This is a genomic window from Dietzia sp. Die43 (genome assembly GCF_024519835.1).
GTDB lineage: Bacteria > Actinomycetota > Actinomycetes > Mycobacteriales > Mycobacteriaceae > Dietzia > Dietzia kunjamensis.
Genome location: NZ_JALJRF010000001.1, coordinates 23,058 through 48,365, shown reverse-complemented (window position 1 = coordinate 48,365; position 25,308 = coordinate 23,058). Strand labels below are relative to the sequence as shown.

Annotated in this window: 23 protein-coding genes; 18 read left to right on the top strand and 5 right to left on the bottom strand. The window is 70.6% G+C overall.

Annotated features, from left to right (window positions below):
• Window positions 1-10 precede the first annotated feature (10 nt).
• On the bottom strand, window positions 11-1,078 hold the full coding sequence (locus NR111_RS00220) for a quinone-dependent dihydroorotate dehydrogenase (protein ID WP_096905474.1): 1,068 nt from the start codon (window positions 1,076-1,078) through the stop codon (window positions 11-13).
• A gap of 49 nt (window positions 1,079-1,127) precedes the next feature.
• A complete protein-coding gene (locus NR111_RS00215) occupies window positions 1,128-2,129 on the bottom strand; it encodes a hypothetical protein (RefSeq protein ID WP_173674756.1) in 1,002 nt (333 codons plus the stop codon).
• 205 nt (window positions 2,130-2,334) lie between these two features.
• Between NR111_RS00215 and NR111_RS00210 the strand changes: the two genes are divergently transcribed.
• Genes NR111_RS00210 through mshC form a run of 5 tightly spaced genes read left to right on the top strand, consistent with a single transcriptional unit; the run spans window position 2,335 to window position 6,627 of the window.
• On the top strand, window positions 2,335-3,180 hold the full coding sequence (locus NR111_RS00210) for an undecaprenyl-diphosphate phosphatase (protein WP_194307203.1): 846 nt from the start codon (window positions 2,335-2,337) through the stop codon (window positions 3,178-3,180).
• Window positions 3,181-3,236: 56 nt separating this feature from the next.
• Window positions 3,237-3,941, top strand: a complete 705-nt coding sequence (locus NR111_RS00205) for a histidine phosphatase family protein (protein WP_096905476.1) — start codon at window positions 3,237-3,239, stop codon at window positions 3,939-3,941.
• 40 nt (window positions 3,942-3,981) lie between these two features.
• A complete protein-coding gene (locus NR111_RS00200) occupies window positions 3,982-4,569 on the top strand; it encodes a DUF3090 domain-containing protein (RefSeq protein ID WP_096905477.1) in 588 nt (195 codons plus the stop codon).
• Window positions 4,566-5,348, top strand: coding sequence for an SCO1664 family protein (locus NR111_RS00195; RefSeq protein ID WP_096905478.1), 783 nt, complete (start codon window positions 4,566-4,568; stop codon window positions 5,346-5,348). Before NR111_RS00200 ends, NR111_RS00195 begins: the two co-directional genes overlap by 4 nt.
• A 25-nt stretch (window positions 5,349-5,373) precedes the next feature.
• Window positions 5,374-6,627: a cysteine--1-D-myo-inosityl 2-amino-2-deoxy-alpha-D-glucopyranoside ligase gene (gene mshC / locus NR111_RS00190; RefSeq protein WP_256819288.1), complete on the top strand. Its 1,254-nt coding sequence runs from the start codon at window positions 5,374-5,376 to the stop codon at window positions 6,625-6,627.
• A gap of 56 nt (window positions 6,628-6,683) precedes the next feature.
• On the opposite strand, the gene NR111_RS00185 is transcribed toward mshC, so the two are convergent.
• A complete protein-coding gene (locus NR111_RS00185; protein ID WP_067714429.1) occupies window positions 6,684-7,610 on the bottom strand; it encodes a PAC2 family protein in 927 nt (308 codons plus the stop codon).
• A gap of 49 nt (window positions 7,611-7,659) precedes the next feature.
• Here NR111_RS00185 and metH point away from each other — a divergent pair, with 49 nt between their 5' ends.
• The 5 genes from metH (at window position 7,660) to hisG (ending at window position 15,188) form a co-directional block, all read left to right on the top strand.
• Complete coding sequence (gene metH / locus NR111_RS00180) at window positions 7,660-11,220, top strand: methionine synthase (protein WP_256819285.1); 3,561 nt, start codon at window positions 7,660-7,662, stop codon at window positions 11,218-11,220.
• A gap of 185 nt (window positions 11,221-11,405) precedes the next feature.
• Window positions 11,406-13,307 (top strand): heavy metal translocating P-type ATPase, encoded by a 1,902-nt coding sequence (locus NR111_RS00175; RefSeq protein WP_256819283.1) that lies wholly within the window; start codon window positions 11,406-11,408, stop codon window positions 13,305-13,307.
• Window positions 13,308-13,310: 3 nt separating this feature from the next.
• Window positions 13,311-14,027, top strand: a complete 717-nt coding sequence (locus tag NR111_RS00170; RefSeq protein WP_096905482.1) for an HAD family phosphatase — start codon at window positions 13,311-13,313, stop codon at window positions 14,025-14,027.
• On the top strand, window positions 14,024-14,287 hold the full coding sequence (locus NR111_RS00165; RefSeq protein WP_120283215.1) for a phosphoribosyl-ATP diphosphatase: 264 nt from the start codon (window positions 14,024-14,026) through the stop codon (window positions 14,285-14,287). The genes NR111_RS00170 and NR111_RS00165 overlap by 4 nt, the downstream gene beginning before the upstream one ends.
• 49 nt (window positions 14,288-14,336) lie before the next feature.
• Entirely contained in the window at window positions 14,337-15,188 is an 852-nt protein-coding gene (gene hisG / locus NR111_RS00160) for an ATP phosphoribosyltransferase (protein WP_067714440.1), read from the top strand.
• A gap of 101 nt (window positions 15,189-15,289) precedes the next feature.
• Here hisG and NR111_RS00155 read toward each other — a convergent pair whose 3' ends face one another.
• Window positions 15,290-16,057 carry a thioesterase family protein gene (locus NR111_RS00155; RefSeq protein ID WP_096905484.1) on the bottom strand — a complete coding sequence of 256 codons (768 nt, stop codon included), beginning with the start codon at window positions 16,055-16,057 and terminating at the stop codon, window positions 15,290-15,292.
• Entirely contained in the window at window positions 16,057-16,968 is a 912-nt protein-coding gene (locus tag NR111_RS00150; protein ID WP_067714445.1) for a RecB family exonuclease, read from the bottom strand. Before NR111_RS00150 ends, NR111_RS00155 begins: the two co-directional genes overlap by 1 nt.
• Before the next feature lie 59 nt (window positions 16,969-17,027).
• On the opposite strand from NR111_RS00150, the gene NR111_RS00145 reads away from it, so the two are divergent.
• The 8 genes from NR111_RS00145 to tatA all read left to right on the top strand — a co-directional run bounded on the left by NR111_RS00145 (window position 17,028) and on the right by tatA (window position 25,305).
• Window positions 17,028-17,867: a tRNA (adenine-N1)-methyltransferase gene (locus tag NR111_RS00145; protein WP_069390069.1), complete on the top strand. Its 840-nt coding sequence runs from the start codon at window positions 17,028-17,030 to the stop codon at window positions 17,865-17,867.
• A gap of 97 nt (window positions 17,868-17,964) precedes the next feature.
• Window positions 17,965-19,665: a proteasome ATPase gene (gene arc, locus NR111_RS00140; RefSeq protein ID WP_096905486.1), complete on the top strand. Its 1,701-nt coding sequence runs from the start codon at window positions 17,965-17,967 to the stop codon at window positions 19,663-19,665.
• Window positions 19,662-21,179 (top strand): depupylase/deamidase Dop, encoded by a 1,518-nt coding sequence (dop, locus tag NR111_RS00135; RefSeq protein ID WP_256819277.1) that lies wholly within the window; start codon window positions 19,662-19,664, stop codon window positions 21,177-21,179. Before arc ends, dop begins: the two co-directional genes overlap by 4 nt.
• Window positions 21,180-21,239: 60 nt before the next feature.
• The gene (locus tag NR111_RS00130; protein ID WP_096905488.1) at window positions 21,240-21,416 is read left to right on the top strand and encodes a ubiquitin-like protein Pup; all 177 of its coding nucleotides are present in this window, start codon (window positions 21,240-21,242) and stop codon (window positions 21,414-21,416) included.
• Window positions 21,417-21,422: 6 nt separating this feature from the next.
• Window positions 21,423-22,829: a Pup--protein ligase gene (pafA, locus tag NR111_RS00125; RefSeq protein ID WP_256819275.1), complete on the top strand. Its 1,407-nt coding sequence runs from the start codon at window positions 21,423-21,425 to the stop codon at window positions 22,827-22,829.
• Window positions 22,830-22,840: 11 nt separating this feature from the next.
• Window positions 22,841-23,809: a YafY family protein gene (locus NR111_RS00120; protein WP_256819274.1), complete on the top strand. Its 969-nt coding sequence runs from the start codon at window positions 22,841-22,843 to the stop codon at window positions 23,807-23,809.
• Entirely contained in the window at window positions 23,806-24,774 is a 969-nt protein-coding gene (locus NR111_RS00115) for a YafY family protein (RefSeq protein WP_185950538.1), read from the top strand. The genes NR111_RS00120 and NR111_RS00115 overlap by 4 nt, the downstream gene beginning before the upstream one ends.
• 108 nt (window positions 24,775-24,882) lie before the next feature.
• The gene (gene tatA / locus NR111_RS00110; protein ID WP_067714472.1) at window positions 24,883-25,305 is read left to right on the top strand and encodes a Sec-independent protein translocase subunit TatA; all 423 of its coding nucleotides are present in this window, start codon (window positions 24,883-24,885) and stop codon (window positions 25,303-25,305) included.
• Window positions 25,306-25,308 lie beyond the last annotated feature (3 nt).

The following is a 25,308-nucleotide window of genomic DNA, read 5'->3' as shown; positions in this document are numbered from 1 at the left end:
TCAATAACGCTCAGCGCACCGCCGAGCCGACGGCCTCCGCCAGGGACCCGAACCCGCCCTGGCGGAGGCGCTTGGCCACCAACCGGTTGGTGCCGCGCAGGAGCGTGGGTCCGGTGAAGATGAACCCGGTGTAGGTCTGGACGAGGTTCGCGCCGTGGGTGATGCGGTCCCAGACGTCCTCGGGCGTCTCGATGCCACCGACGGAGATGATGACGATGCGGCCGCCTGCGCGTCCGTGGATCCGCGAGAGGACCTCCCGCGACCGGGCGGCGACCGGCGCGCCGGAGATGCCCCCGGCGCCCAGTGCCTCGACCGCCGCGGCGGGGGTCCGCAGTCCGTCACGCGAGATGGTGGTGTTGGTGGCGACGATGCCCGCCAGCCCCAGTTCCAGCACGAGGTCCGTCACCGCGTCGATGTCCGCGTCGTCCAGGTCGGGCGCGATCTTCACCAGGACGGGGATCGTGGCCACGTCCCGCACCGCCGCGAGGATGGGCCGGAGCGACTCGACGGCCTGCAGATCCCGTAGACCGGGAGTGTTGGGGGAGCTGACGTTGACGACGAGGTAGTCGGCGAGACCCGTGAGCATCGTCGCCGAGGCCACGTAGTCGCGGACCGCGTCCTCCGCGGGGACCACCTTGGTCTTGCCGATGTTGATCCCCACCGGGTCACTGCTGCGGCGCCGACGGAGGTTGTTGGCCGCGTTACCGGCCCCGTGGTTGTTGAACCCCATCCGGTTGAGGATCGCCCGGTCCTCGACGAGCCGGAACAGGCGCGGGGTGGGATTGCCCGGTTGGGGAGAGGCGGTCACGGTGCCCACCTCGCTGAACCCGAAGCCGATCGCGCCCCACGAGTCCACGGCGGCGGCGTTCTTGTCGAACCCGGCCGCCAACCCGAGCGGGCCGGGGAAGGTACGACCGAGCACCTCCTGGGCGAGCACGGGGTCCCGCACACCCAGGATCCGGCGAGCCACGGCACCGAGCGGGGGCACCAGGGTCAGGAGCTTGAGCAGGCCGAACACCAGGTGGTGGATCCGCTCCGCGGGAAAGCGGAACAGCACCTTCTTGAGCAGTGCGTACACGGTCCTCCTCGGTGAACGTCCCCGGGCGGGACGTGGGTCTTCTGGGCGATCAGCTCGCCGGCTCGGTGAGGGTCGGTCGGATGAGGTGCAGTCCCGCCCCGTCCGCGGAACCGACCACCACCGTCCCCGAGTCGGTGACCGCCAGCGAGTCGGGCTGGCGCACCGTCGGGATGTCCGCGCGCTGGATACCGACGCCGTCGCCGAGATCGTACGCCTGGACGGTGTTCGTCCCCGTGGAGGTGACCCAGACGAGTCCTCTGGACGTGTCCTCCGCCACCGCCCACGGGGCCGCGGCGACGGGGAACTGCTGATGCAGCCGGACGGGCGAGGTCGAGTACACCAGCAGGGTCCCGCCGACCGTGTCGCTGGCCACCACGGAACGCTCGCCGAACTCGTCGAGCTGACCCGCCCCCTTGCCGGCACGCAGGAGCGGCCCGGCGTTGTCCGAGTCGAGGTCGATGCTGGCGATGACGGTGTCGGGGCGGCTCAGGGCCGTCACCGAGCCGTCCCGGGCGACGCTGATCCGGTCCACGGCGGTCAGCCCGCCGATGCGACGCTGCTCGGCACCGTCGGCGTCGCGCACGACGATCTCGCCCTCCGGGGTGCCGGTCAGTAGTCGACCGTCCGTGGTCAGCGCGGCCGCGGTGACCGGGCCCAGCCCGGTGATCTCACGGACCTGCCCGGTGGCCGACACCAGGACGACGCCGTCGGAGTGGGGGACCAGCACCGTGCCGTCGTGCGCGGCCGAGACATCGCCGGCACCCGGGGGCAGCGGCACGGAGTCCTCCTCCACCCAGCGGGTGCCGTCGATTCGACCGATCTCCAGCGACGGCGGGTCGTCGACCCGGGCGATGACCCGGTCACCCACCGCGACGAGGGAGCGGACCGAGCCGGGAACCGGGATCACGTCACCCCCGGCGGGGTCGGAGACCTGCGGCGACTCCGCGGGGGAGGCGTTGCCCTGGGCGATTCTGTTCTGCTCCTCGAGCTCCGCGGTGGGCGAGGAGCAGGCGGTCAGTGCGATCGCCAGGGCGAGGAGGGCGGCGGGCATGCCGGAACGGTGGAGGACACGTCGGTGCACGGTGTTCCTTTCGACTGCCCGCCATTGTCCACCACGCGGGTGCTCGGGCACCGTCCAGGTCCGGGCGACTACTCTCGCTGGGTGCGGTGACGCGATCCGCGTCCGATCCGCCGGAACCCGAGAGGAAACAGCGCACGTGAACACATCGGTCCTCGCCGCGCCCACCGCGGAAGGGATGTCCTGGCTCCAGGTCGTCGTGCTCTCGGTGCTCCAGGGCCTCACCGAGTTCCTGCCGGTGTCGTCGTCCGGCCACCTACGGATCTTCTCCACCTGGTTCTTCGGCGAGGACGCGGGCGCGTCCTTCACCGCCGTGGTCCAGCTGGGCACCGAGGCCGCGGTGCTGGTGTTCTTCTTCAAGGACATCGTGCGCATCCTCGTCGCCTGGTTCCGGGGCGTGTTCGACTCCGAGCACCGCGCCGACCCGGATTACCGCCTGGGGTGGTTCGTCATCGTCGGGTCGGTCCCGATCGCGCTCATCGGTTTCGTCGGCAAGGACTTCATCCGTGACGCCGCGCGGAATCTCTGGATCACCGCCATCGTGCTCATCGTCTTCTCCTTCGTGTTCCTGCTCGCCGAGAGGTTCGGCCGGCAGGACCGCCCCGTCGACGCCAAATCGCTCGAGGGTCTGACGATGAAGGACGCGATCGTCATGGGGCTGGCCCAGTGTCTGGCGCTCATCCCGGGCGTGAGCCGCTCCGGGGGCACGATCTCCGCCGGCCTGTTCCTCAACATGTCGCGTGAGGCCGCGGCGCGGTTCTCGTTCCTGCTGGCCATCCCCGCCGTCCTCGCCTCGGGCCTGTTCAGCCTCCCCGACGCGTTCGAACCGTCGGTGGGGCAGTCGGCGAGCGGATTCCAGCTCCTCGTGGGGTCGGCGATCGCGTTCGTCATCGGGTACGCCGCCATCGCCTGGCTCCTGAGGTTCGTGCAGAACCACTCGCTCGCCTGGTTCGCCGGGTACCGCATCCTCCTCGGCGCCCTGGTGATGATCCTGCTCGGCACCGGCACGATCCCCGCGACCTGACCGGGGCCGCCGCCCGGCCGGTGACCGACCCGGCGGGCCGTCGGTAATCTTCCCGTATGACCGTCATCCTGCTCCGGCACGGCCGATCCACCGCCAACACCGCCCTCACGTTGGCAGGCCGTACACCGGGGGTCGGCCTCGACGACACCGGCCACGCCCAGGCCGCGGAACTCGGCCGTCGGCTCGGGGAACTGCCCGTCGAGGCGGTCGTCCGGTCGCCCCTCATGCGGTGCCGTCAGACCGTCGAACCCCTGGCGCGGTCGCTGGGCGTGGAGCCGCTGGTCGACGAGGGGCTGGTCGAGGTCGACTACGGCTCCTGGACGGGCCGACCACTCAAGGACCTCGCCTCCGAGCACCTGTGGTCGGTGGTCCAGCAGCACCCCTCGTCGGCGGTCTTCCCGGACGGGGAGTCCCTGGCCGGGATGGCCGGTCGGGCGGTGACCGCCATCCGTCGCCACGACCAGCGCCTGGCGGAGGAGGCGGATCGCGACGTGCTGTGGGTGGCGTGTAGCCACGGCGACGTCATCAAGGCGGTGATCGCGGACGCCTACGGGATGCACCTGGACCAGTTCCAGCGGATCGTGGTGGAACCCGCGTCGGTGTCCGTGGTCCGGTACACGCCACACCGCCCGTTCGTGCTCCGGGTCAACGACACCGGCGGCGACCTGGCGGGTCTCCGCGGGGACCCGGCCGGCCGGGTCGGCGACGCCACGGCGGGGCACGCCAGCTCGGACGCCGTCCCCGGCGGGAACGTAGCCTGATGATCCGCACCACCATCCACCCCACGAGGAGACCACCCGCATGAGCAGGGCAGTGCACGAGTTCCGCGACCCGACCCGGTTCGTGGTGGGCACGGTCGGCCAGCCGGGCGAGCGCGTCTTCTTCGTCCAGGCCACCGAGTCGGGCCGGACCATCTCGGTGCGGTGCGAGAAGCAGCAGGCCCAGATCCTGTCCGAGAGGATGGGCGACCTGCTCGACGAGATCGCCGCCAAGTCCGACGTCCCGATCCCGCCGGCCGGCGGCGTCGTGGATGATCTCGACCCGCTCGAGATGCCGGTCGACGCCGAGTTCCAGGTGGGCACCATGGGGCTCGGCTGGGACGGGGAGCACTCCAAGATCGTGGTGGAGTTGTTGGCGATGGACCCGTCCGCCACAGACGAGTCGGTGGTGCTGTCGGACGCCGAGGACGCGCCGGACGCGCTGCGCGTCTTCCTCACCCCCCAGCGCGCCCGGCAGTTCGTGCTCCGCAGCGAGAAGGTCGTCTCCGCCGGCCGTGCCCCGTGCCCGCTGTGCGGCGAACCGATCGACACCACCGGCCACCTGTGCGTCCGCCTCAACGGTTACCTCCCGCGGTCCGATGAGGCGCTCACCGACCTCATCGACCCGTGACCGACCGCCCGGTCAGCCCCGAACTCACCGTGCTGTACCGGATCCCGTCCGGCAGCAACGCGGTCTACCACTGCGTGGACGCCCACGGGGACAGCTGGGTCTACAAGCCGTCGGCGGGGGAGCGGCCGCTGATGGACTTCCCCGACGGCAGTCTGGCCGCGCGGGAGATCGCCGCACACGCGGTCTCCGAGGCGTTGGGCTGGGACCTCGTGCCACAGACCGTGGCCGCGCACGGCCCGGGCGGGCCGGGGATGGCCCAGCGCTGGATCGAGGAGATCGATCGCGAGCAACGCTCCGGGCACGACCCGATCGACGTCCACCCCGCCGACGCCGTCCCGGGCGGCCGGGCGGTCGTGCTGCGGGGGGAGGGCGCGCGGGGAGAGGACGTGGTGGTGGCACACGGCACCGACGACCGGCTGCGCCGTATCGCGGTGTTCGACCACGTGGTCAACAACGCCGACCGGAAGGGCGGACACGTCCTCGTCGACGCCGCGGGGGTCGTCTGGGCGATCGACCACGGCCTGTCCTTCCACACCGAGCCCAAGGTGCGCACCGTCCTGTGGGGGTGGGCGGGTCAACCCCTCACCGCCGACGACGTGGCGGGGTTGGAGCGTCTCCGGCGCGACCTGGCAGAGGGCGGCGCACTCGGCGCGGCCCTGTCCGACCTGCTCTCCTCCGCCGAGGTCGAGGCTCTCACCGAGCGCGTCGACACCCTCCTCGCGACCCGGGTGTTCCCCGTTCCCGGCCCCGGCTACCCCTTACCCTGGCCGCTCTTCTGACCGCGTGGTCTCTAGACTCGGCCGCATGCACTCGTGGTCCACGCCTGTCGTCCCCTCGGTCCCCGGCGACGGCGTCCCCCTGAGGTTGTTCGACACGGCCGGCGGGGAGTCCCGCGAGGTGGCGCCGGGGCCCGTCGCACGCATGTACGTCTGCGGGATCACCCCGTACGACACCACCCATCTCGGTCACGCGGCCACCTATCTCACGTTCGACCTCGTCTACCGTCAGCTGCTCGACGCCGGGCACGAGGTCCACTACGTCCAGAACACCACCGATGTCGACGACCCGCTGTTCGAGCGGGCCGAGCGTGACGGCGTCGACTGGCAGGAGCTGGGGGACCGCGAGACCGACCGGTTCCGCGAGGACATGGAGGCGCTCCGGGTCCTCCCGCCGCGTGACTACGTCGCGGCCACCGAGACCATCGACGAGGTTGTGGAGATGGTGGCCGAGCTCCTTGAGCGTGGTCACGCCTACTGCATCGACCCCGCCGTCGACGGCTACTCCGACGTCTACTACCGCCACGGCGCGACCGAGGAGTTCGGGTACGAGTCGGGCTACGACGACGACGAGATGGCCGCCGCCTTCGCCGAGCGCGGTGGCGACCCCGACCGAACCGGCAAGGAACACCCGCTGGATGCGTTGCTGTGGCGCGTCAATCGTCCCGGCGAGCCGGCGTGGCCCTCCCCCTGGGGGGCGGGCCGACCCGGGTGGCACATCGAGTGCTCGGCGATCGCCCGCAACCGACTGGGGATGGAGTTCGACATCCAGGGTGGCGGCAGCGACCTGGCCTTCCCCCACCACGAGTTCTCCGCCGCCCACGCCGAGGCGGCCACGGGGGAGGCGCCCTTCGCCCGTTTCTACGTCCACGCCGCGATGATCGGGCTCGACGGCGTGAAGATGAGCAAGTCGCTCGGCAACCTGGTGCGCGTGCAGGCGCTGCGGGAGGAGGGCGTCGACCCGGCGCTCATCAGGCTCGGCCTGTTCGCCGGGCACTACCGCGTGGACCGGTCCTGGTCCGGGGAGCTCCTCGAGGCCGCCCGTCTCCGATACGACACGTGGAACCGGGCCGTCGCCCGCGGCGCCGGTGCGGACTCGGCGGCCGCGATCACGGCTCTGCGCGAGCGCCTCGCGGACGACCTGGACACGCCCGGGGCGTTGGCCGTGATCGACGCGTGGGCGGAGGCGACGCTGGGCGGTGACGAGGCGGACCCGGCCGCCGGTGTCGCGGTCGCGACCGCCCTGGACGCTCTTCTCGGCATCCCGTCGACCGCCGCCTGACCGGCCGGGCCGGCTGACCTGCGGGACGCGCGTGCCGCGACCCGGCCGGCCGCGGGTCACCCGGCGTCGGGCTCGTCCCGCTCGCCCCGTAGGAAGCGCTCGAACTCGGCCGCGATCGCGTCGCCGTCGACCAGCGGCATGGCCTCCCCACCCGACGCGCGGCCGCGGTCGGGCTCCGGGTCGACCCCCGGGGTCACTCCGGAGTCCTCGTCCATCCGGTCCTCGAGGGACTGGATGTAATCGCGGAGGTCCTCGTCCTCGCCTGCGGCTGCGTCGACACGGTCGGCCCACGTCCGCGCCTGCACGCGCAGCGCGTCCATCGGTACCGCCATGCCCAGGTTCTCCGCGATCCAGGACAACATCGCCTCGGTGCCCCGAGGGTTCGGCGGCGAGGCCACGTAGTGGGGGACCCCCGCGAACACACTCAGCGTGGGCACCCCCGCCTCGGTGAGCAGTTGCTGGAGCACCCCGGACATCCCGGTGGGCCCCTCGTAGTCCGACGGTTCGACACCCATCGTCGCCATCCGCTGCCGGCTGAACGCCGCGCCGGTGAGCGGGACCGGACGGGTGTGCGGCACGTCGGCGAGGTAGGCCCCCAGCAGGATCACCTGGGACACCCCGAGGGTGTCGACCAGGTCGACGAACTCCGAGGCGAACCGGCGCCACTTCAGGGCCGGCTCGGGCCCCCGCACCAGCAACACGTCCGCGGCGAACCCGTCCGGTCGACACGCCGACACCACCACCCGGGGCCACTCCACCGAGCGGGACACCCCACCCGAGATCCGGACGACGGGCCGCTGGTCCAGGTAGTCGAAGAACTCGTCACCGCCGACCTCGGCGATCTGGCGGGCCTCCCAGTTCAGGGCGAGGTGTTCGATGGTGCCGGTCGCTACGTCCGCGGCGTCGTTCCAGCCCTCGAAGGCCACGATCATCACCGGGCTCTCCAGATCGAGATGCCCGTCGGGACTCCATTGGACAGTCATTAGTACAGCCTACGTTCGTCCGGTTGTTCCCCACCCATACACTGGGGCCATGTCTGTCGATTTCGATTCGCCCTTATTGGATGCCGCCCGTCGGCGAGTACTGATCGGTGACGGGGCGATGGGCACGATGTTGCAGGCCGTCGACCTCGACGTGGACGCGGACTTCCTGGGCCTGGAGGGCTGCAACGAGATCCTCAACGCCACACGTCCGGACGTCGTGGAGGACATCCACCGGGCGTTCTTCACCGCTGGCGCCGATCTGGTGGAGACCAACACCTTCGGCTGCAACCTGTCCAACCTGGGCGACTACGACATCGTCGACCGGATCGGTGAGCTCGCGGAGAAGGGCGCGGCGATCGCCCGCAAGGTCGCCGACGAGATGGGTCCGTCCGAGGACGGGACCCCCCGGATGGTGCTGGGTTCCCTCGGGCCGGGCACCAAGCTGCCCTCCCTGGGGCAGACCACCTTCGAGGAGATGCGGGACGCGTACGCCCAGGCCGCCGAGGGGCTGGCACGAGGTGGCGCGGACGCCTACCTCATCGAGACGAGCCAGGACCTGCTCCAGGTCAAGGCCGCGGTGCTCGGGTGCCAGGACGGGATGGCCGCCGCCGGCCGGCGGCTGCCGATCATCTCCCACGTCACCATCGAGACCACGGGCACCATGCTGCTCGGCTCGGACATCGGCGCGGCCCTCACCGCGTTGGAGCCGCTGGGCATCGACATGATCGGCCTCAACTGCGCCACGGGTCCGGCCGAGATGATCGAGCACCTGCGGTTCCTGTCCCGGCACGCCGGGATCCCCGTGTCGGTCATGCCCAACGCGGGACTGCCGGAGCTCGGCGAGCACGGCGCCGTCTACCCCCTGGGCGCCGACGCGTTCGCGCCGCAGGTGGCCGATTTCGTCTCCGAGTTCGGCCTGTCGATGGTGGGCGGGTGCTGCGGCACCACCCCCGAGCACATCACCCGCCTGCGCGACGAGGTCCTGGGCCGCGAGAAGGCCGAGCGTCGGGTGGAGCCCGTCAACGCGGTCGCCTCGCTGTACAGCTCGACCCCCCTGCGCGCCGACGCCGGGATCCTCATGATCGGTGAGCGCACCAACGCCAACGGTTCCAAGCGGTTCCGCGAGGCCATGCTCGCCGGCGACTGGGACACCTGCATGGACATCGCCAAGGAGCAGATGCGCGACGGTGCGCAGATGGTCGACCTCTGCGTGGACTACGTCGGCCGGGACGGCTCCGACGACATGAAGGAGTTGGCCGGCCGGCTCGCGACCTCCTCGACGCTGCCGATCATGCTCGACTCGACCGAGCCCGGTGTCATCGAGGCCGGTCTGGCGAAGCTGGGTGGCCGCTGCGCGGTCAACTCGGTCAACTACGAGGACGGCGACGGGCCGGAGTCCCGTTTCCAGCGGATCATGCAGCTGGTCTCCCGCCACGGCGCGGCTGTGGTCGGGCTGACCATCGACGAGGAGGGCCAGGCCCGGACCGCGGATCGCAAGGTCGAGATCGCCGAGCGGCTCATCGCCGACCTCACCGGTAACTGGGGGGTGGCGGAGGAGGACATCATCATCGACTGTCTGACCTTCCCCATCTCGACCGGCCAGGAGGAGGTCCGCCGCGACGGCATCGAGACAATCGAGGCCATCCGCCGGCTCACCGGGTCACACCCGAAGATCCACACCACGCTCGGCTTGTCGAACATCTCGTTCGGCCTCAACCCGGCCGCCCGCCAGGTGCTCAACTCGGTGTTCCTGCACGAGTGCATCCAGGCGGGTCTGGACACCGCGATCGCGCACAGTTCCAAGATCCTGCCCATGAGCAAGATCGACGAGCGCCAGCGGGAGGTCGCCCTCGACCTGGTCTACGACCGTCGCGGTGAGGGATATGACCCCCTCCAGGTGTTCATGGAGCTGTTCGAGGGCGTGTCCGCGGCCGGCGCCAAGGACGCGCGCGCGGCCGAGCTCGCCGCGATGCCGCTCATGGAGCGGCTGTCGGCCAGGATCGTCGACGGCGAGCGCAAGGGACTCGAGGCGGACCTCGACGCCGCGATGGCGGAGATCCCCCCTCTGGAGATCATCAACACCCACCTGCTCGGTGGGATGAAGACCGTGGGTGAGCTCTTCGGGTCCGGTCAGATGCAGCTGCCGTTCGTCCTGCAGTCGGCGGAGACCATGAAGGCCGCGGTCGCCCACCTCGAGCCCCACATGGAGGCCAGCGACGAGGACGGCAAGGGCCGCATCGTCCTGGCCACGGTCAAGGGCGATGTGCACGACATCGGCAAGAACCTCGTGGACATCATCCTGTCCAACAACGGCTACGACGTGGTCAACATCGGCATCAAGCAGCCGATCTCGGAGATCATCTCCGCGGCCCGCGAGCACAAGGCCGACGTGATCGGCATGTCCGGCCTGCTGGTGAAGTCGACCGTCGTGATGAAGGACAACCTCGCCGAGCTCAACTCGGAGGGGATCGCCGGGGAGTTCCCGGTCCTACTCGGCGGTGCCGCGCTGACCCGGTCCTACGTCGAGGTCGATCTCGCCGGGATGTACCAGGGTGAGGTGTTCTACGCGCGGGACGCGTTCGAGGGCCTGCGGCTCATGGACGAGGTGATGACGTCCAAACGGACCGGGGTCCCGATGTCGCAGTCGTCGGAGTCCGCGGCCAAGGCCGAAGAACGCCGCGAGCGCCGCGCTCGCAGTGAGCGGATCGCCGCCAAGCGCGCCGCCGAGGCCGAGCCCGTCGTGGTCCCCGAGCGGTCGGACATCGCGGCCGACCAGCCGATCGCGACCCCTCCGTTCTGGGGGACCCGGATCGCCAAGGGGATCCCGGTGGCGGACTACGCCGGTCACCTGGACGAGCGTGCCCTGTTCTTCGGCCAGTGGGGCCTGCGGGGCACCCGCAGCGGCGACGGGCCGGACTACGAGGAGCTCGTGGCCACCGAGGGCAGGCCCCGCCTGCGTTCGTGGATCGACCGGTTGACCACCGAGAACATCCTGTCCCACTCGGCCGTGGTGTACGGCTACTTCCCGGCCTACTCGGTGGGCGAGGAGATCTGGGTGCTCGCCGAGCCGCGCCCCGACGCCGAGGTGCTCCACAAGATCGCGTTCCCGCGCCAGCAGCGACCGCGCTTCCTGGCCATCCCCGACTTCCTGGCCTCCAAGGAGCGCTGCGAGGCCGAGGGAGTGGTGGACGTGCTGCCGTTCCAGCTGGTCACCATGGGCACGCCCATCGCGGACTTCGCCAACGAGCTGTTCGCCGCGGACAACTATCGGGACTACCTCGAGGTACACGGCCTGTCCGTGCAGCTCACCGAGGCCCTCGCCGAGTTCTGGCACCGACGGGTCCGCGACGAACTCCGCCTGCCCGAGGGCACGGTCTCCGACGAGGACCCGGACAGCATCGAGGAGTACTTCAACCTCAAGTACCGGGGTGCCCGGTACAGCTTCGGCTACGGCGCCTGCCCCGACCTGGAGTCCCGCAAGGTGGTCGTCGATCTGCTCGAGCCCGAGCGCATCGGCGTCGAACTCTCCGAGGAACTGCAGTTGCATCCCGAGCAGTCGACCGACGCGTTCGTGCTGTACCACCCGGAGGCCAAGTACTTCAACGTCTGAGGCGGGCACGCAGGACAGCCTGTCCTTGCTGGTAGAGGCCATATCCGACGGCGGATGATGAAGTCATGCACACCATCGGGCACCGATCTGGCGGTGAATCCACCAGCCCCGCGTCGGCATCGACGCGGGGCCGGGCGGACGGGCCACTCCGCGCCTTCGTCGGCTCTCGCCAGGGGGTACTCGCGATGGCCACCGTCCTGGCCATCGCGATCCACCTCGTGTCGCGCGCGGTCACCGGTCCCGGCGTCTCCACGACGGTCGAGTGGTCGATCCGGGCGCCCCTGGTCGCGGTGGTCGTGGTCGGCGGGGTCCCACTCATCCTCGAGGTACTGCGCTCGGCGGTGAGGAGCGCGGGTGGGGCGGACATGCTCGCCGCCATCTCGATCATCACGGCGGTCGCTCTCGACGAGTGGCTGGTCGCCGCGATCGTCGTCCTCATGCTGTCCGGGGGCGAGGCGCTCGAGGCCGCGGCGTCGCGGAGGGCATCGGCCACCCTCGACGCCCTCGCGCGGCGCAGTCCCACGATCGCGCATCGACTCCGCGGGGACTCTACGGCCGCGGGCGTGGACGACATCCGCGCGGAGGAGGTCCGCGTGGATGACCTCCTCCTCGTCCTGCCTCATGAACTGTGCCCCGTCGACGGCGAGGTCGTGGGTGGCGACGGCGCCATGGACGAGTCGTTCCTGACCGGCGAACCGTACGTCGTGCCGAAGTCACCCGGCTCCCAGGTGCTCTCCGGGTCCGTCAACGGCGAGGTGGCGTTGACCGTCCGGGCCGAACGCCGGGCGGCAGACTCCCGGTACGCGCAGATCGTCGGCGTCCTGCGGGAGGCGGAGGAACACCGGCCCCCGATGCGTCGCCTGGCCGACCGTCTCGGCGCCTGGTACACGCTGGTTGCACTTGCCCTCGGCGTCCTCGGCTGGGCCATCTCGGGCGACCCGACCCGCTTCCTCGCCGTGGTGGTCGTCGCGACCCCGTGTCCACTGCTCATCGGCGTACCGGTCGCCATCATCGGCGCCATCTCGCTGTCCGCCAAGCGTGGGATCATCATCCGGAACCCGGCAATGCTCGAGAACGTCAGCCGGATCGAGACGATGATGTTCGACAAGACGGGCACACTGACCTACGGTCGCCCCGTCCTGACCGAGATCATTCCTCGACCGGGCACCGATCCGGATGGCGTGCTGGCGACCGCAGCAGCGGTCGAGGTTTACTCCCGTCATCCTCTTGCCCGAGCTGTCGTCGACGCCGCCACCGAACGAGGTCTCGCCATACCACCACTCAGCTCGGTCGCCGAGAAACCCGGCGCCGGACTGGTCGGTGAGGTGGGCGTCCACAGCCTTCGCCTGACCAACCGTCGTGGACTCGCCGCGGTCGACCCCGACGCCGTCGACCTCCTCCCGGGGACGGAGGCCGGTCTGGAATCGATCGTCCTCCTGGACGAACGGTACGCCGCCACCTTCCGGTTCCGGGACGAACCGCGGGCGACCGCAGGCGACTTCATCGCACATCTGCCGCGCTCGCACGGCGTCAAGCACATGATGATCATCTCGGGTGACCGCGAGACCGAGGTCCGCCGGTTGGCGGACCGGGTGGGCATCAGTGAGGTGTACGGCGGGGTCGGCCCCGAGGGCAAACTCGCGATCGTCCGCGAACGCACTGCCACGGGGCCGACGCTGTTCCTCGGGGACGGCATCAACGACGCCCCGGCGATGACGGCCGCGACCGCAGGAGTCGCGTTCGGTGCCACCTCCGACGTGACGTCCGAGGCCGCCGACGCCGTGGTGCTGGATTCCTCACTGGAGCGCCTCGACGACCTGCTCCATATCGGAGCGCGTATGCGTCGGATCGCCCTGCAGTCAGCGGTCGGCGGGATGGCCGCCTCCGTGATCGGGATGCTCCTCGCCGTCTTCGGGTTGCTGAGCCCTCTCGCGGGGGCGATCGCGCAGGAGGTCATCGATGTGCTGGCGATCCTCAACTCGGCGCGCGTCGTGATGGTGCCACGGAAGCTCAGTGACTTCGATGCGATCCCGTCGCAATCGGCGCCTCGGGTCACCCCCGGTTCACTTGACTCGGGTAGACAGTAGGCCGTGACCAGCAATTCCTCTGACAGTGTTCCGGCCGCCGTCTGTCTCGACATGGACGGCACCCTCGTCGACACCGAGCGACTGTGGGACATCGCCGTGTACGAGCTCGCCGAGCACCTGGGGCGCCCCCTCGACGAGACGACGCGCGAGAGGACGCTGGGCAACTCCCTCCACGGGTTCTTCGAGATCCTCGGCGAGTACACGGGTCGCCGGATCGTGGGCGAGGAGTTCGACCGCCTCGCCCACCGCTTGAACTCCCGGGTCACCGAGCTGATGCGAACTGATATGAGGTGGCGGCCGGGCGCCGAGGATCTCCTCGCCGATATCGCGTCGACGGGGACTCCGGTCGCGTTGGTCACCAACACCACCGCCGATGTCGCGGTGGTGCCCCTCGAGTTCATCGACCGCTCCCGCTTCGACGTGGTGGTCACCGGGTGCATGGTCACCGAGGCCAAGCCCGCCCCGGACCCGTATCTCCTCGCGTGTGCCCGGCTCGGGGTGGAGCCCGGCTCGGCGGTGGCGGTGGAGGATTCCGTCACCGGCGCGACCGCGGCGGTCGCCGCCGGATGCCGGGTGCTGTACATCCCGTCGACCGACGGCCAGCCCGGCGTCGTCGGGGCCCACACCCACGACACCCTGGAGGGCGTCGACACCGCGGCGCTCCACGGGCTCACCTCCGGCACACCCGTGGGTGCGGCTATGGGACAATCGAGCGTGTGAAGACCTTCGACTCGCTGTTCACCGAGCTGTCCGAGCGCATCACCGCGCGCCCCGAGGGGTCCGGCACCGTCGCCGCGTTCGACAAGGGTGTGCATCATCTGGGCAAGAAGGTCATCGAAGAAGCCGGAGAGGTGTGGATCGCCGCCGAGTACCAGTCCGACGAGGAACTGGCGGAGGAGATCTCGCAGCTCCTGTACTGGACCCAGGTCATGATGCTCAGGCGCGGACTCGGCCTCGAGGACGTCTACCGACATCTCTAGACCCCGCCCCGCGTCCACCCTCACGCTCACAGATCCCGGAGCCCCCGTCATGCTGCGCGTCGCACTGCCCAACAAGGGCGCCCTGTCCGAGTCCGCCTCCGAGATGCTCGCCGAGGCGGGGTACCGCCGTCGGCACGAGGGGAGCAAAGACCTCACGCTGATCGACCCGGACAACGACGTCGAGTTCTTCTTCCTCCGTCCCAAGGACATCGCCGTCTATGTGGGCTCCGGCCGCCTCGAGATGGGCATCACCGGCCGGGATCTGGCCGCGGATTCCATGGCCGAGGTCGATGAGCTCCTCGATCTGGGCTTCGGCCACTCCACCTTCCGCTACGCCGGTCCCGCCGGGGCGGGATGGTCCACCGACCGGCTCGCCGGCGCGCGGATCGCGACCTCGTACCCCAATATCGTGCGTCGGGACCTCCAGCAGCGGGGGGTCGAGGCGGAGGTCATCCGCCTCGACGGCGCCGTGGAGATCTCGATCCAGCTGGGGGTGGCCGACTGCATCGCCGACGTCGTGGGGTCCGGGCGGACGCTCAAGGTCCACGGCCTGGAGGCGTTCGGCGACATCCTGTGCGACTCCTCGGGCGTGCTGATCTCCCGGGCGGACGCCGAGGTATCCGCGGCGATGGCACAGCTCAGGGCGCGCCTGCAGGGTGTGGTGTTCGCCCAGCAGTACATGATGCTCGACTACAACTGCCCCAAGGATCTGCTCGACGAGGTCTCGGCGATCACGCCGGGGATCGAGTCGCCCACGGTCTCGCCGATGGCGGACCCGGCGTGGATCGCCGTCCGGTCGATGGTGCCGCGCAAGCGGGTCAACTCGATCATGGACGAGCTCGCCGCGTCCGGTGCGAAGTCGGTCATCGCGACCGACATCCGTTCCTGCCGAATGGGCTGACAACCACAAGATCCGCTACCCTCCCTTCGAATCCGCTACCCGCACAGGGGTAGCGGATCCGAAGTCGGAGTAGCGGATCCCTGGGCAGGGACCGCGCCCGATCAGACCCGCTCGACCAGCAAGGCCTGCAGGGTGTGTCCGATCGCACCGACCTCGTCGAAGAGCGTTCCGGTGGTCGCGCCCACCCCGTCGGGACCGATCGAGGCCCGCGCTGTCACCCCGATCCACTGCCCGACGGGCCGGCGGTGCAGGTGCGTGACCACGTCGGTGTTGAGGAATCGCCACTCGTGGGGCTCGAGGACCGCTCCGACACCGTTGGCGATGTCCGCCACGCACATCACGTGTTCGGCGGGGGTCGTCTCCTCACCTGCCACCAGCGGCAGGGTGGGCCGCGCCCACACCGTGCCGTCCTCGGCACCCCGGATCTCGAGAGAGTCGATGTAACCGCTGGTCCAGCGGTTGAAGAACTCACTGTTGTGATCAGCTCCCGGCAACTCGCGGGGCTGATCCAGCGTCTGCTCGACCTCCGCGGTGTCGCTGACGAGCATCCGCCACGCACTCGCCCGGGCGACGATCCGTCCCCGCGCCTCGAGCTCGGACTCGACCAGCTGGATCCGCCGGCCAGGTCGGGTCACGCGCGCCCGCGTCCGCAACTCGCCCAGGGGCACCGGACCCAGCAGGTCGACCGCCACCCGCGCGATCCGCGTCTCCTCGGACGGGTCCAGCCGATCCATGGCCCGGGTGAGGAGGGCAGAGGGCGGGGCCCCGTGTTGCAGGTCGGGGCCCCAGGCGCTCACGGTGTGCGGCGTCGCTCGGAAGACCTCCCAGCCGTCGTCGGTACCCAGCGGCTCGAAGTAGGCCTCCGTCATCATGTTCTCCTCGGTTCTCCCTGACCTGACAGCAGACTGTCCGTCCCGGCTGGTACCACCCGCGTCCCGGGCCACCCCGGGTACTCCGGCGGGGTACCGCCGTACGCCGGACACAGCGCCTGATGATTGCACCAGTCGCACAGGCGGGACGTACGGGGGCGGAAGTCCCCCGTCTCCCCGGCCCGCTCGATCTCCGACCAGAGCGAGTCGAGGGACGCCTCGGTCTCACCGAGGGACGCATGATCCGGGGTGAGGGTGAGCCAGCTGCCGTTCTTGAGGTAGATGAGTTTGAGCTGCGCGGGGAGCACCCCGTGGACGCGGTGGTACATCAGGGCGTAGAAGCGCATCTGGAACATCGCCTGGTGCTGGTACCGCGGGTTCGGGGGTTTGCCGGTCTTGTAGTCGACGACCCTGACCTCGCCGGTCGGCGCCACGTCGACCCGGTCGAGGTAGCCGTGGAGCGGGGTCCCCGACTGAGTGGCCGTGAGCAGGTACTGCTCGCACGAGGCGGGGGAGAAGCGCTGCGGGTCCTCGACGCCGTAGAGGGCCGAGACCAGGCCCGCGACCTCGGCCTCGAACCCGGGGCGTTCGGCAACAGGTACCACGTCGGCGCCGTCCTCCGCCGCGTAGAAGTTCTCGACGGCGGCGGGGACGAGGTCCGCGGCGCGCTGCGGTGCCCGGTCGGACTGCTCGAGGCCGTAGAGCTCCTCGAGCACCGAGTGGACGACGGTGCCCGTCACCTGGGCGCGCGTCTTGGGTTCCGGGATCCGGTCGATGGTGCGCAGGCGGTACAGCAGCGGGCACTGCCGGAAGTCCGCCGCGCGCGAGGCGGACAGGGCGAGGGGCTTGCGTTCCGGCAGGGGTACGTCGCCCGCTGCCGGGATGCCGCCGATTTCCAGGGGATCCGTCACACCTGGCAGGGTAGACAACCGGTCGGACAACCGGCCCGTATGTCCCCCCTGGAGGTCCTGTGCAGCGATCCGGTCCGTTCGTCGTGGGCGACCGCGTCCAACTCACCGACACCAAGGGGCGCAAGTACACGGTCGTCCTCGTCGAGGGCGCCGAGTTCTTCACCCACCACGGGGCCGTCCGCCACGACGACCTGATCGGTGCGCCGGAGGGGTCGATCGTCACCTCGACCAAGGACTCCCACTACCTCGCGCTCCGGCCGCTCCTCACCGACTACGTGCTGTCCATGCCGCGCGGCGCCCAGGTGATCTACCCCAAGGACGCCGCGCAGATCGTGCACGAGGGTGACGTGTTCCCCGGCGCCCGGGTGTTGGAGGCCGGTGCCGGTTCCGGTGCGCTGACCTGCTCACTGCTCCGGGCCGTGGGCCCCGAGGGTCGGGTGTTCTCCTACGAGATCCGTGAGGACCACGCCGAGCACGCCGAGCGCAACGTCCGCACGTTCTACGGCGAGCACCCCGAGAACTGGGACCTGCGCGTCGCGGACCTGGCCGAGACCTCCGTGGAGGCGCTGGGGGGCCAGGTCGACCGCGTGGTGCTGGACATGCTCGCGCCCTGGGAGTGCCTGCCCACGGTGAGCGACGTGTTGGTGCCCGGCGGGGTGCTGGTCGCCTACGTGGCCACCACGACCCAGCTGTCGGACGTCGTGGAGGCCCTGCGGCGTCAGCAGTGCTGGACCGAGCCCCGGGCGTGGGAGTCGATCAACCGCGGCTGGCACGTGGTCGGCCTGGCCGTGCGTCCGGAGCACCGCATGCAGGGCCACACGGCGTTCCTCGTGACCGCCCGCCGGCTCGCCGAGGGCGTGACCACCCTCAAGCCCAAGCGGCGCAGCGGAAAGGGCTGACCGGCGGACTCGCAGGGACCTGCGCCCGCGTCCGCCGATAGGGTGGAGGGGACGACGACGAGGTGACTCGTCGACGACCAGGAGGGCAGGTGATCGCGTGACCGAGGGACGTTCCCCGGCCGGCGACGGGCAGGACCGGGTCGCCATCGACCGGGCCGAGCTCGCACGGCTGCGGAAGGCCGTGGACGAGGGGGCCCGCTCGGACCGCGAGAAGGCGATCAAGATCGACGCCCTCGGCGCCCGCAACGTCCGGCTCGCGGACCTGCTCAGGGACTCGCGCGACCAGCTCGAGGCGCTCAAGGGTGAGGTCGAACGACTCGGCACCCCGCCCAGCACCTACGGCGTCGTACTGGCCCGACCCTCCGGCCCGGACTCCGTGGAGGTCATGGCCGCGGGTAGGCGGATGCGCCTCGCGATCGCCCCGGGGGTGGACGCCGCCGAGCTGACCGCCGGTACGACGGTGCGTCTCAACGAGGCCATGACCGTGCTCGAGGTCTCCGGGGAGCTGCCCGTCACGGGCGTCACCGCCGTGTTCCGCGACGTACTCGCCGACGGCGTCCGCGCCCGCGTCGTGATGGGCAACGACGAGGAGCACATCGTCGTGCTGGCCACCGCCCTGCGGGGCGGTCGGACCGCCGAGCACCCCGCCCCGGTCCGTCCGGGCGACGCGGTGCTGGTCGACCCCAAGGCGGGCGTGGCGTACGAGGTCGTGCCCAAGGCCGAGGTCGACGAGCTCCTGCTCGAGGAGATCCCGATGGTGGAGTACTCCGACATCGGTGGACTCGGACCGCAGATCGAGCAGATCCGCGACGCCATCGAGCTGCCCTTCATCCACCACGACCTCTACCGCGAGTTCCACCTGGCCCCACCCAAGGGCGTCCTGCTCTACGGGCCCCCCGGCTGCGGCAAGACCCTCATCGCCAAGGCCGTCGCGCACTCGTTGGCCCGCGCGTCGGCGGTCTCCCGTGGCGACGACGTCTCCGACGGTCGCTATCCCAACTCGTACTTCCTGTCCATCAAGGGCCCGGAACTGCTCAACAAGTACGTCGGCGAGACCGAGCGGCACATCCGCTCCATCTTCGAGCGGGCGCGTGAGAAGGCGACCGAGGGCAACCCGGTCATCGTGTTCTTCGACGAGATGGACTCGATCTTCCGCACCCGCGGTTCCGGTGTCTCCTCGGACATGGAGACCACGATCGTGCCCCAGCTGCTCGCGGAGATCGACGGCGTGGAGGACCTGCGCAACGTCATCGTGATCGGCGCCTCCAACCGCGAGGACATGATCGACCCGGCCATCCTGCGCCCCGGCCGGCTCGACCTGAAGATCCGCATCGACCGGCCCGACCGCGACGCCGCGACCGATATCCTGGCGAAATACATCACCCCCGACCTGCGCTTCGACCCGGAGGAGGTCGGGGACGCGGACGAGCAGACGCACGTGGCGGACCTCATCGACCGGATCGTCGACAGGCTCTACACGCGCGACGCGTCCACCACGTACGTGCACCTGGTGTACGCCTCGGGCCGCCGATCCTCCCTGTACCTGGCCGACCTCACCTCCGGGGCGATGCTGCGCAACATCGTGGACCGGGCCAAGAAGCTGGCGATCAAGGACATCGTCCACGGCACCGGGCAGGGCCTGACCACAGACGACTTCCTCGACGCTGTCGACGCCGAGTTCGCCGAGAGCGCGGACCTGCCCAACACCTCCAACCCGCAGGAATGGGCGCGGCTGACCGGTGTCCGCGGTGAGCGCGTCGTCGACGTCTCCATCCCCAACAAGGGCGTGGACCAGTGACCCCTCCCGTTCGGAACGCGTCGGGTGAGGTCGGGCGAGGCCGGATCATCGGCACCGAGATCGAGTTCGGCATCGTCGCGGTCGGGCAGCCCCTGCTCAGCTCGGTGGTCACCTCCACCCAGGTGATCAAGGCCTACACCGACCCCGGGGAGTCCGCCGGCGGCGCCGACGAGACCCGCTGGGACTACGAGTCGGAATCGCCCCTGCGCGACGCCCGCGGTTTCGACCTGGGAGCCGTGCGCGCCTACGACCCCGGCGAGTTCGGGGTGACCAATCGGGTGCTGACCAACGGCGCGCGCTTCTACGTCGACCACGCGCACCCCGAGTACTCCGCGCCGGAGGTCGACTCCCCGCGCGACGCGGTGATCTGGGACAAGGCCGGCGAGCTCGTCATGCACCGCGCCGGGGTCGAGTCCTCGGCGACCGAGGGCAGCGCCGAACTCAAGCTGTACAAGAACAACGTCGACGGCAAGGGCGCCTCGTACGGCGCGCACGAAAACTACCTCGTCCGCCGCGACGTCGACTTCGACGCCCTGACCCTGAGCCTGGCACCGCACCTGCTGTCCCGGCAGGTGTTCTGCGGCGCCGGACGCGTGGGGATCGGGCAGTCCGGCGAGACGGCCGGCTTCCAGCTCTCCCAGCGCGCCGACTACATCGAGGTGCTCACCGGGCTCGAGACGACCCTGCGTCGCGGGATCATCAACACCCGCGACGAGCCGCACGCGTCCGACGAGACGTGGCGCCGACTGCACGTGATCATCGGCGACGCGAACATGTCCGAACTGGCGACGTACCTCAAGATCGGCACCACGTGCCTGGTCCTGGACGCCATCGAGGAGGGCGTGGACTTCTCCGATCTCCTGCCCGTCGACCCAGTGGAGGCGGTGCACGTCATCAGTCACGACACGTCGCTGACCGCCACGGTGCCGCTGCCCGACGGCCGCGCACTGACCGGGATCGGTCTCCAACGCGAGATCCTGGACCGGGTCGCCGACCTCATCGGCGACGGCGCCGGCCGACCGGACTGGGCCACCGAGGTCCTCGCCGAATGGCGGGAGATCCTCGACGCCCTCGAGCAGAACCCCATGTCGTGCGCCGACCGCCTGGACTGGCCCGCCAAGCTGCGCCTGCTCGAGGGATTCCGCGCCCGCGACGCACTGGACTGGGACCACGCACGGCTCGCGCTCATCGACTTCCAGTACCACGACATCGATCCGGAACGCGGCCTCTACAACCGTCTGGTGGCGAAGGGCGCGATGCGCCGACTGACCACCCCAGACGAGGTCGAGGCCGCCGTCACGACCCCGCCCGCCCGGACGCGGGCCTGGGCCAGGGGGCGCTTCCTCGCGGAACTCGGAGACAGCATCCACTCCGCCGGATGGGACCTCGTCGTCGTCGTCGACTCACGCGGCCAGCAGCGCCACGTCGACCTCACCGACCCGTACACCGGGACCCGGGAGTACTGCGAGGCGCACCCGGACTTCCTCACCACCGACGGACCGTCACCGTGGTGACCGCACCGACCCACACCTCCACCTCCGACCACCGAACCTCCCACCGCTAAGGAGCAGTCCATGTCCCGGATCCAGAAGAACGCCGGCGGCCCCGCCGACGGTGACGACGAGGCCGGCCAGGTCGCCAAGGCCGCCGACACCACCTCCGCCGACTCGCTGCTCGACGAGATCGACGACATCCTCGAGACCAACGCCGAGGAGTTCGTGAAGTCCTACGTCCAGAAGGGCGGGCAGTAGACCGCCATGATCCGTCGCATCGTCGGGATCGAGACGGAGTTCGGGATCACCAGCGTCGGCGGTGACGGCGCGCGGTCCCTCGGCGCCGACGAGATCGCCCGCTACTTCTTCCGGCCCGTCGTGCAGCGGTGGCGCAGCTCCAACGTCTTCCTGGAGAACGGCTCCCGCCTCTACCTCGACGTGGGCTCCCACCCCGAGTACGCGACCGCCGAATGCGACGGCCTGCGCCAGCTCGTCGCGCACGACAGGGCGGGGGAGCGGATCGTCGACGACCTCGCCCTTCAGGCCGAGCAGGCACTCGCCGCCGAGGGGATCGACGTCAACGTCTATCTGTTCAAGAACAACACCGACTCGGTGGGCAACTCCTACGGGTGCCACGAGAACTACCTGCTCGACCGTGCCACCCAGGTCCGCAGCATCGCCACCACACTGTTGCCGTTCCTCGTGAGCCGGCAGCTCCTCTGCGGCGCCGGCAAGATCCTGCCCGGCACCCCGGCGGGCGTGGGGCTCGGCGAGACGGAGGAACCGACGTTCTGCTTCTCCCAGCGCGCCGAACACATGTGGGACGGCGTCTCGTCCGCCACCACCCGGTCGCGACCGCTCATCAACACCCGAGACGAGCCGCACGCCGACTCGACCCGGTTCCGGCGCATGCACGTGATCGTGGGCGACTCCAACATGATCGAGACCACCACGCTGCTCAAGATCGCCAGCACCCGGCTCGTGCTGGAGATGCTCGAGGCGGGCGTCGAGCTGCGCCCGATGGCGGTGGCGCACCCGGTGCGGGCCATCCGGGAGATCAGCCGCGACCTCACCGGCACGCGGCCCGTCGCGATGACCGACGGCACCACCATGACGGCGCTGGAGATCCAGCGGGAGTTCCTCGCCGCGGTCCAGCGCTACCTCGGGAGCGGCGGCTGGGAGCGCGACGACCGCCCCGACATCGAGCGGTGCGTGGCCCTGTGGGAGCGGGTGCTCGACGCCGTCGAGTCCGGGGACCACGAGTCGATCGCCGCCGACATCGACTGGGCCGCCAAACTGCGGCTCATCCGGCAGGTCCAGGCGAAGACCGGCGTCGACCTCGACCACCCGAGGCTGTCCCAGATCGACCTGACCTACCACGACGTGCGGCCCGGACGCGGGCTCCACTCGGTCCTCGAACGCCGCGGGCTCGTCTCCCGCGTCGTGGACGACGCCGAGGTGGAGCGGGCCCGCACCGTCGCCCCCGAGACCACCCGCGCCGCGCTGCGTGGCAGGTTCATCACGGCCGCCCGGGACGCCGAGCGCGATTTCACCGTGGACTGGGTCCACCTCAAGGTCTCCGACGGCACCCTGCCCACCGTCGCGCTGACGGACCCGTTCGCCCACGAGGACCCGCGTGTCGACGAACTCGTCGCCGCGCTCGGACGATAGCGTCTCCAGGCGTGCCCACCTCGAAGTCCCAACGTCTGGTCAACCTCGTGATCTGTCTGAGGTCGACCAACGCGTTCCTGTCGGCGGGGGAGATCCGCAGGATGGTCCAGGGCTACGACGACGCCGAGAACGACGCCGCCTACCTGCGGATGTTCGAGCGGGACAAGCGGGAGCTACGCGACGCCGGGGTCCCGCTCGAACAGGGCGCCTCGCTGGCCCCCGGATCGCCGGCCGGGTACCGCATCCCCGCCCACGGGTACGAGCTGCCCGACATCACCCTCACGCCCCAGCAGGCCGGCGTGCTCGCCGTCGCGGCCGAGGTGTGGCGCGAGGGGGAGCGGGCCGCGCGTGCCGACGGGGCGCTGGCCAAACTCACCGCCGCGGGGATCGAGCCCGCGCACGACGCCGGCGCGACCGTGTCCGTGACCGACCCGGCCGAGCTGGCGACCGCCGCCCTGGTCGCCGAGGCGATCGCCGAGGGATCCACGGTCACGTTCTCGCACACCCCCGCGGGCGCCGCCGAACCCACCTCCCGGCGGGTCGAGCCCTGGTGGACCGGATCCCGCCACGGCCACTGGTACCTCGTCGGTCACGATCTCGACCGTGGCGAACCCCGGACGTTCCGGCTCGTCCGCATCTCCGACGTCCGGCTCGGGCGCGCCGCACGGACCGTCCCCGTCCCGCCGACCGAGCAGGTCCTCGCGTTGCTGGACGGCGCCGTCTCCCGGCTCAACCCCCTGGTGGAGGCCACGGTCTGGGCCGCCGACGGCAGAGCCGCCGAACTGCGCGCCATGGCCCGGTCCCAGAGCCCCGCCCGGCGATTCGGCAGGGACGGGGTCGACCTCGAGGTCGCCGCGCCGCTCGGTGAACTGTCCGCGCTCGTGGCCGCCCAGGGTGCCGACGCCGTAGCCCTGCGCCCGGCCGAGCTCCGCGTCCGGGTCGTGACGATCCTCACCGCCGCCGAGGAGACCGCCCGATGAGCGCCCGCGCCGTCCCGCTGGCCACGTTGCTCAGCGTGGTCCCGTACTTCCACACCCGGGGCGCCGTCCCCGTGGCCGACGCGGCCCGCGACCTCGGGTTGACCGAGAAGCAACTCCGGGCCGCCCTGTGGCAACTGTGGTCCTGCGGTCTGCCCGGGTACGGCCCCGGTGACCTGATCGACCTCGCCTTCTCCTCCGAGGACCTCGACGACGCCGATCTCGTGGAGGTGACCTTCACCGCCGGGATCGACCGCCCGGTCCGCCTGACCGCCGCGGAGGCGGTCACGCTCGAGACTGGCCTGGCGGTGTTCCTCGACCAGCCGGAGGTGATCGACCAGGGCGCGCTGCGCGACCTGCTGTCGACGCTCCGGACCGCCACCGGTGCCGACGTGCACGCCGGGGGGATCGACGCCCGACGCGAGACGGCCGACTCGGACGCGGACGTCGTGCGCACGGCCGTCCACGACGGTCGGGCGCTGCGCTTCGTCTACCACTCGGCCAGCTCCGACACCTCCACCACCCGGGTCGTGGACCCCGCACGCCTGTCCGTCGCCGACGGCCATTCCTACGTCCACGGGGTGGACCGTGAGTCCGGGCAGTGGCGGACGTTCCGCACCGACCGGATGAGCGGGGTCGAGGAGGTGGGGCCGCGCCGCGCGCTGGGGCCCCGACCCCAGGACGACGGCGAGGGCGACGTCCGCCTGGAGTCCGCCCGTGTCCCCGCCGCCGCGGCCTGGTTCCTCGACGAGTTCCGATTCCACAGCGTGGTCCGCCGCCCGGACGGCGACCTGGACGTGGAGATCGCCTACCACGACCGGGCGTGGCTCCTGCGCTTCCTGCTCGGTCACGCGGACGTCGTGCGGGCCGCCGATCCCGAACTGTCCGCCGAGGTGGCGCGCCGCGCCGGCGAGGGGCTGGAGGCCTACTCGGCGGAGCCGGGGGAGACCTCCGTGACGGAATCGTGAATTCTCGGTAAATAACCAGGTAGCAGCCGGTTTCGGGGAGCGCTCGGGTGACGCCGCCCGGTGTGGGTGCGCTAGCATGGGCACGTTGTCAGACAAACGGAGGTTGACATGGGTGCGTTGAGCATCTGGCACTGGCTCATCGTCCTCGCGGTGGTGCTCCTGCTGTTCGGTTCGAAGAAGCTCCCGGACGCCGCCCGCGGCCTCGGACGGTCGATGCGCATCTTCAAGTCCGAGATCAAGGAGATGCAGAACGACGACAAACCGGTCGAGGACCCCGCGCCGCAGGCTCTCACCCAGGCGCAGCCGAACGCCGCCCAGTACGCGCAGCCGCAGGCACAGCAGTCCGCCCAGCCCCAGCCGCAGCAGTACCAGCCGCAGGCACCCCAGCAGTACCAGCCGCAGGGGCAGCCGAATGCCCAGGGGCAGGGTTACCCGCAGGCACCCCAGCAGCCGTACCAGCCACAGGGGCAGCAGCAGTACACCGACCCCACCGCCCCATACCACGGCGGTCAGGGTCAGCAGGGGCAGTAGGCC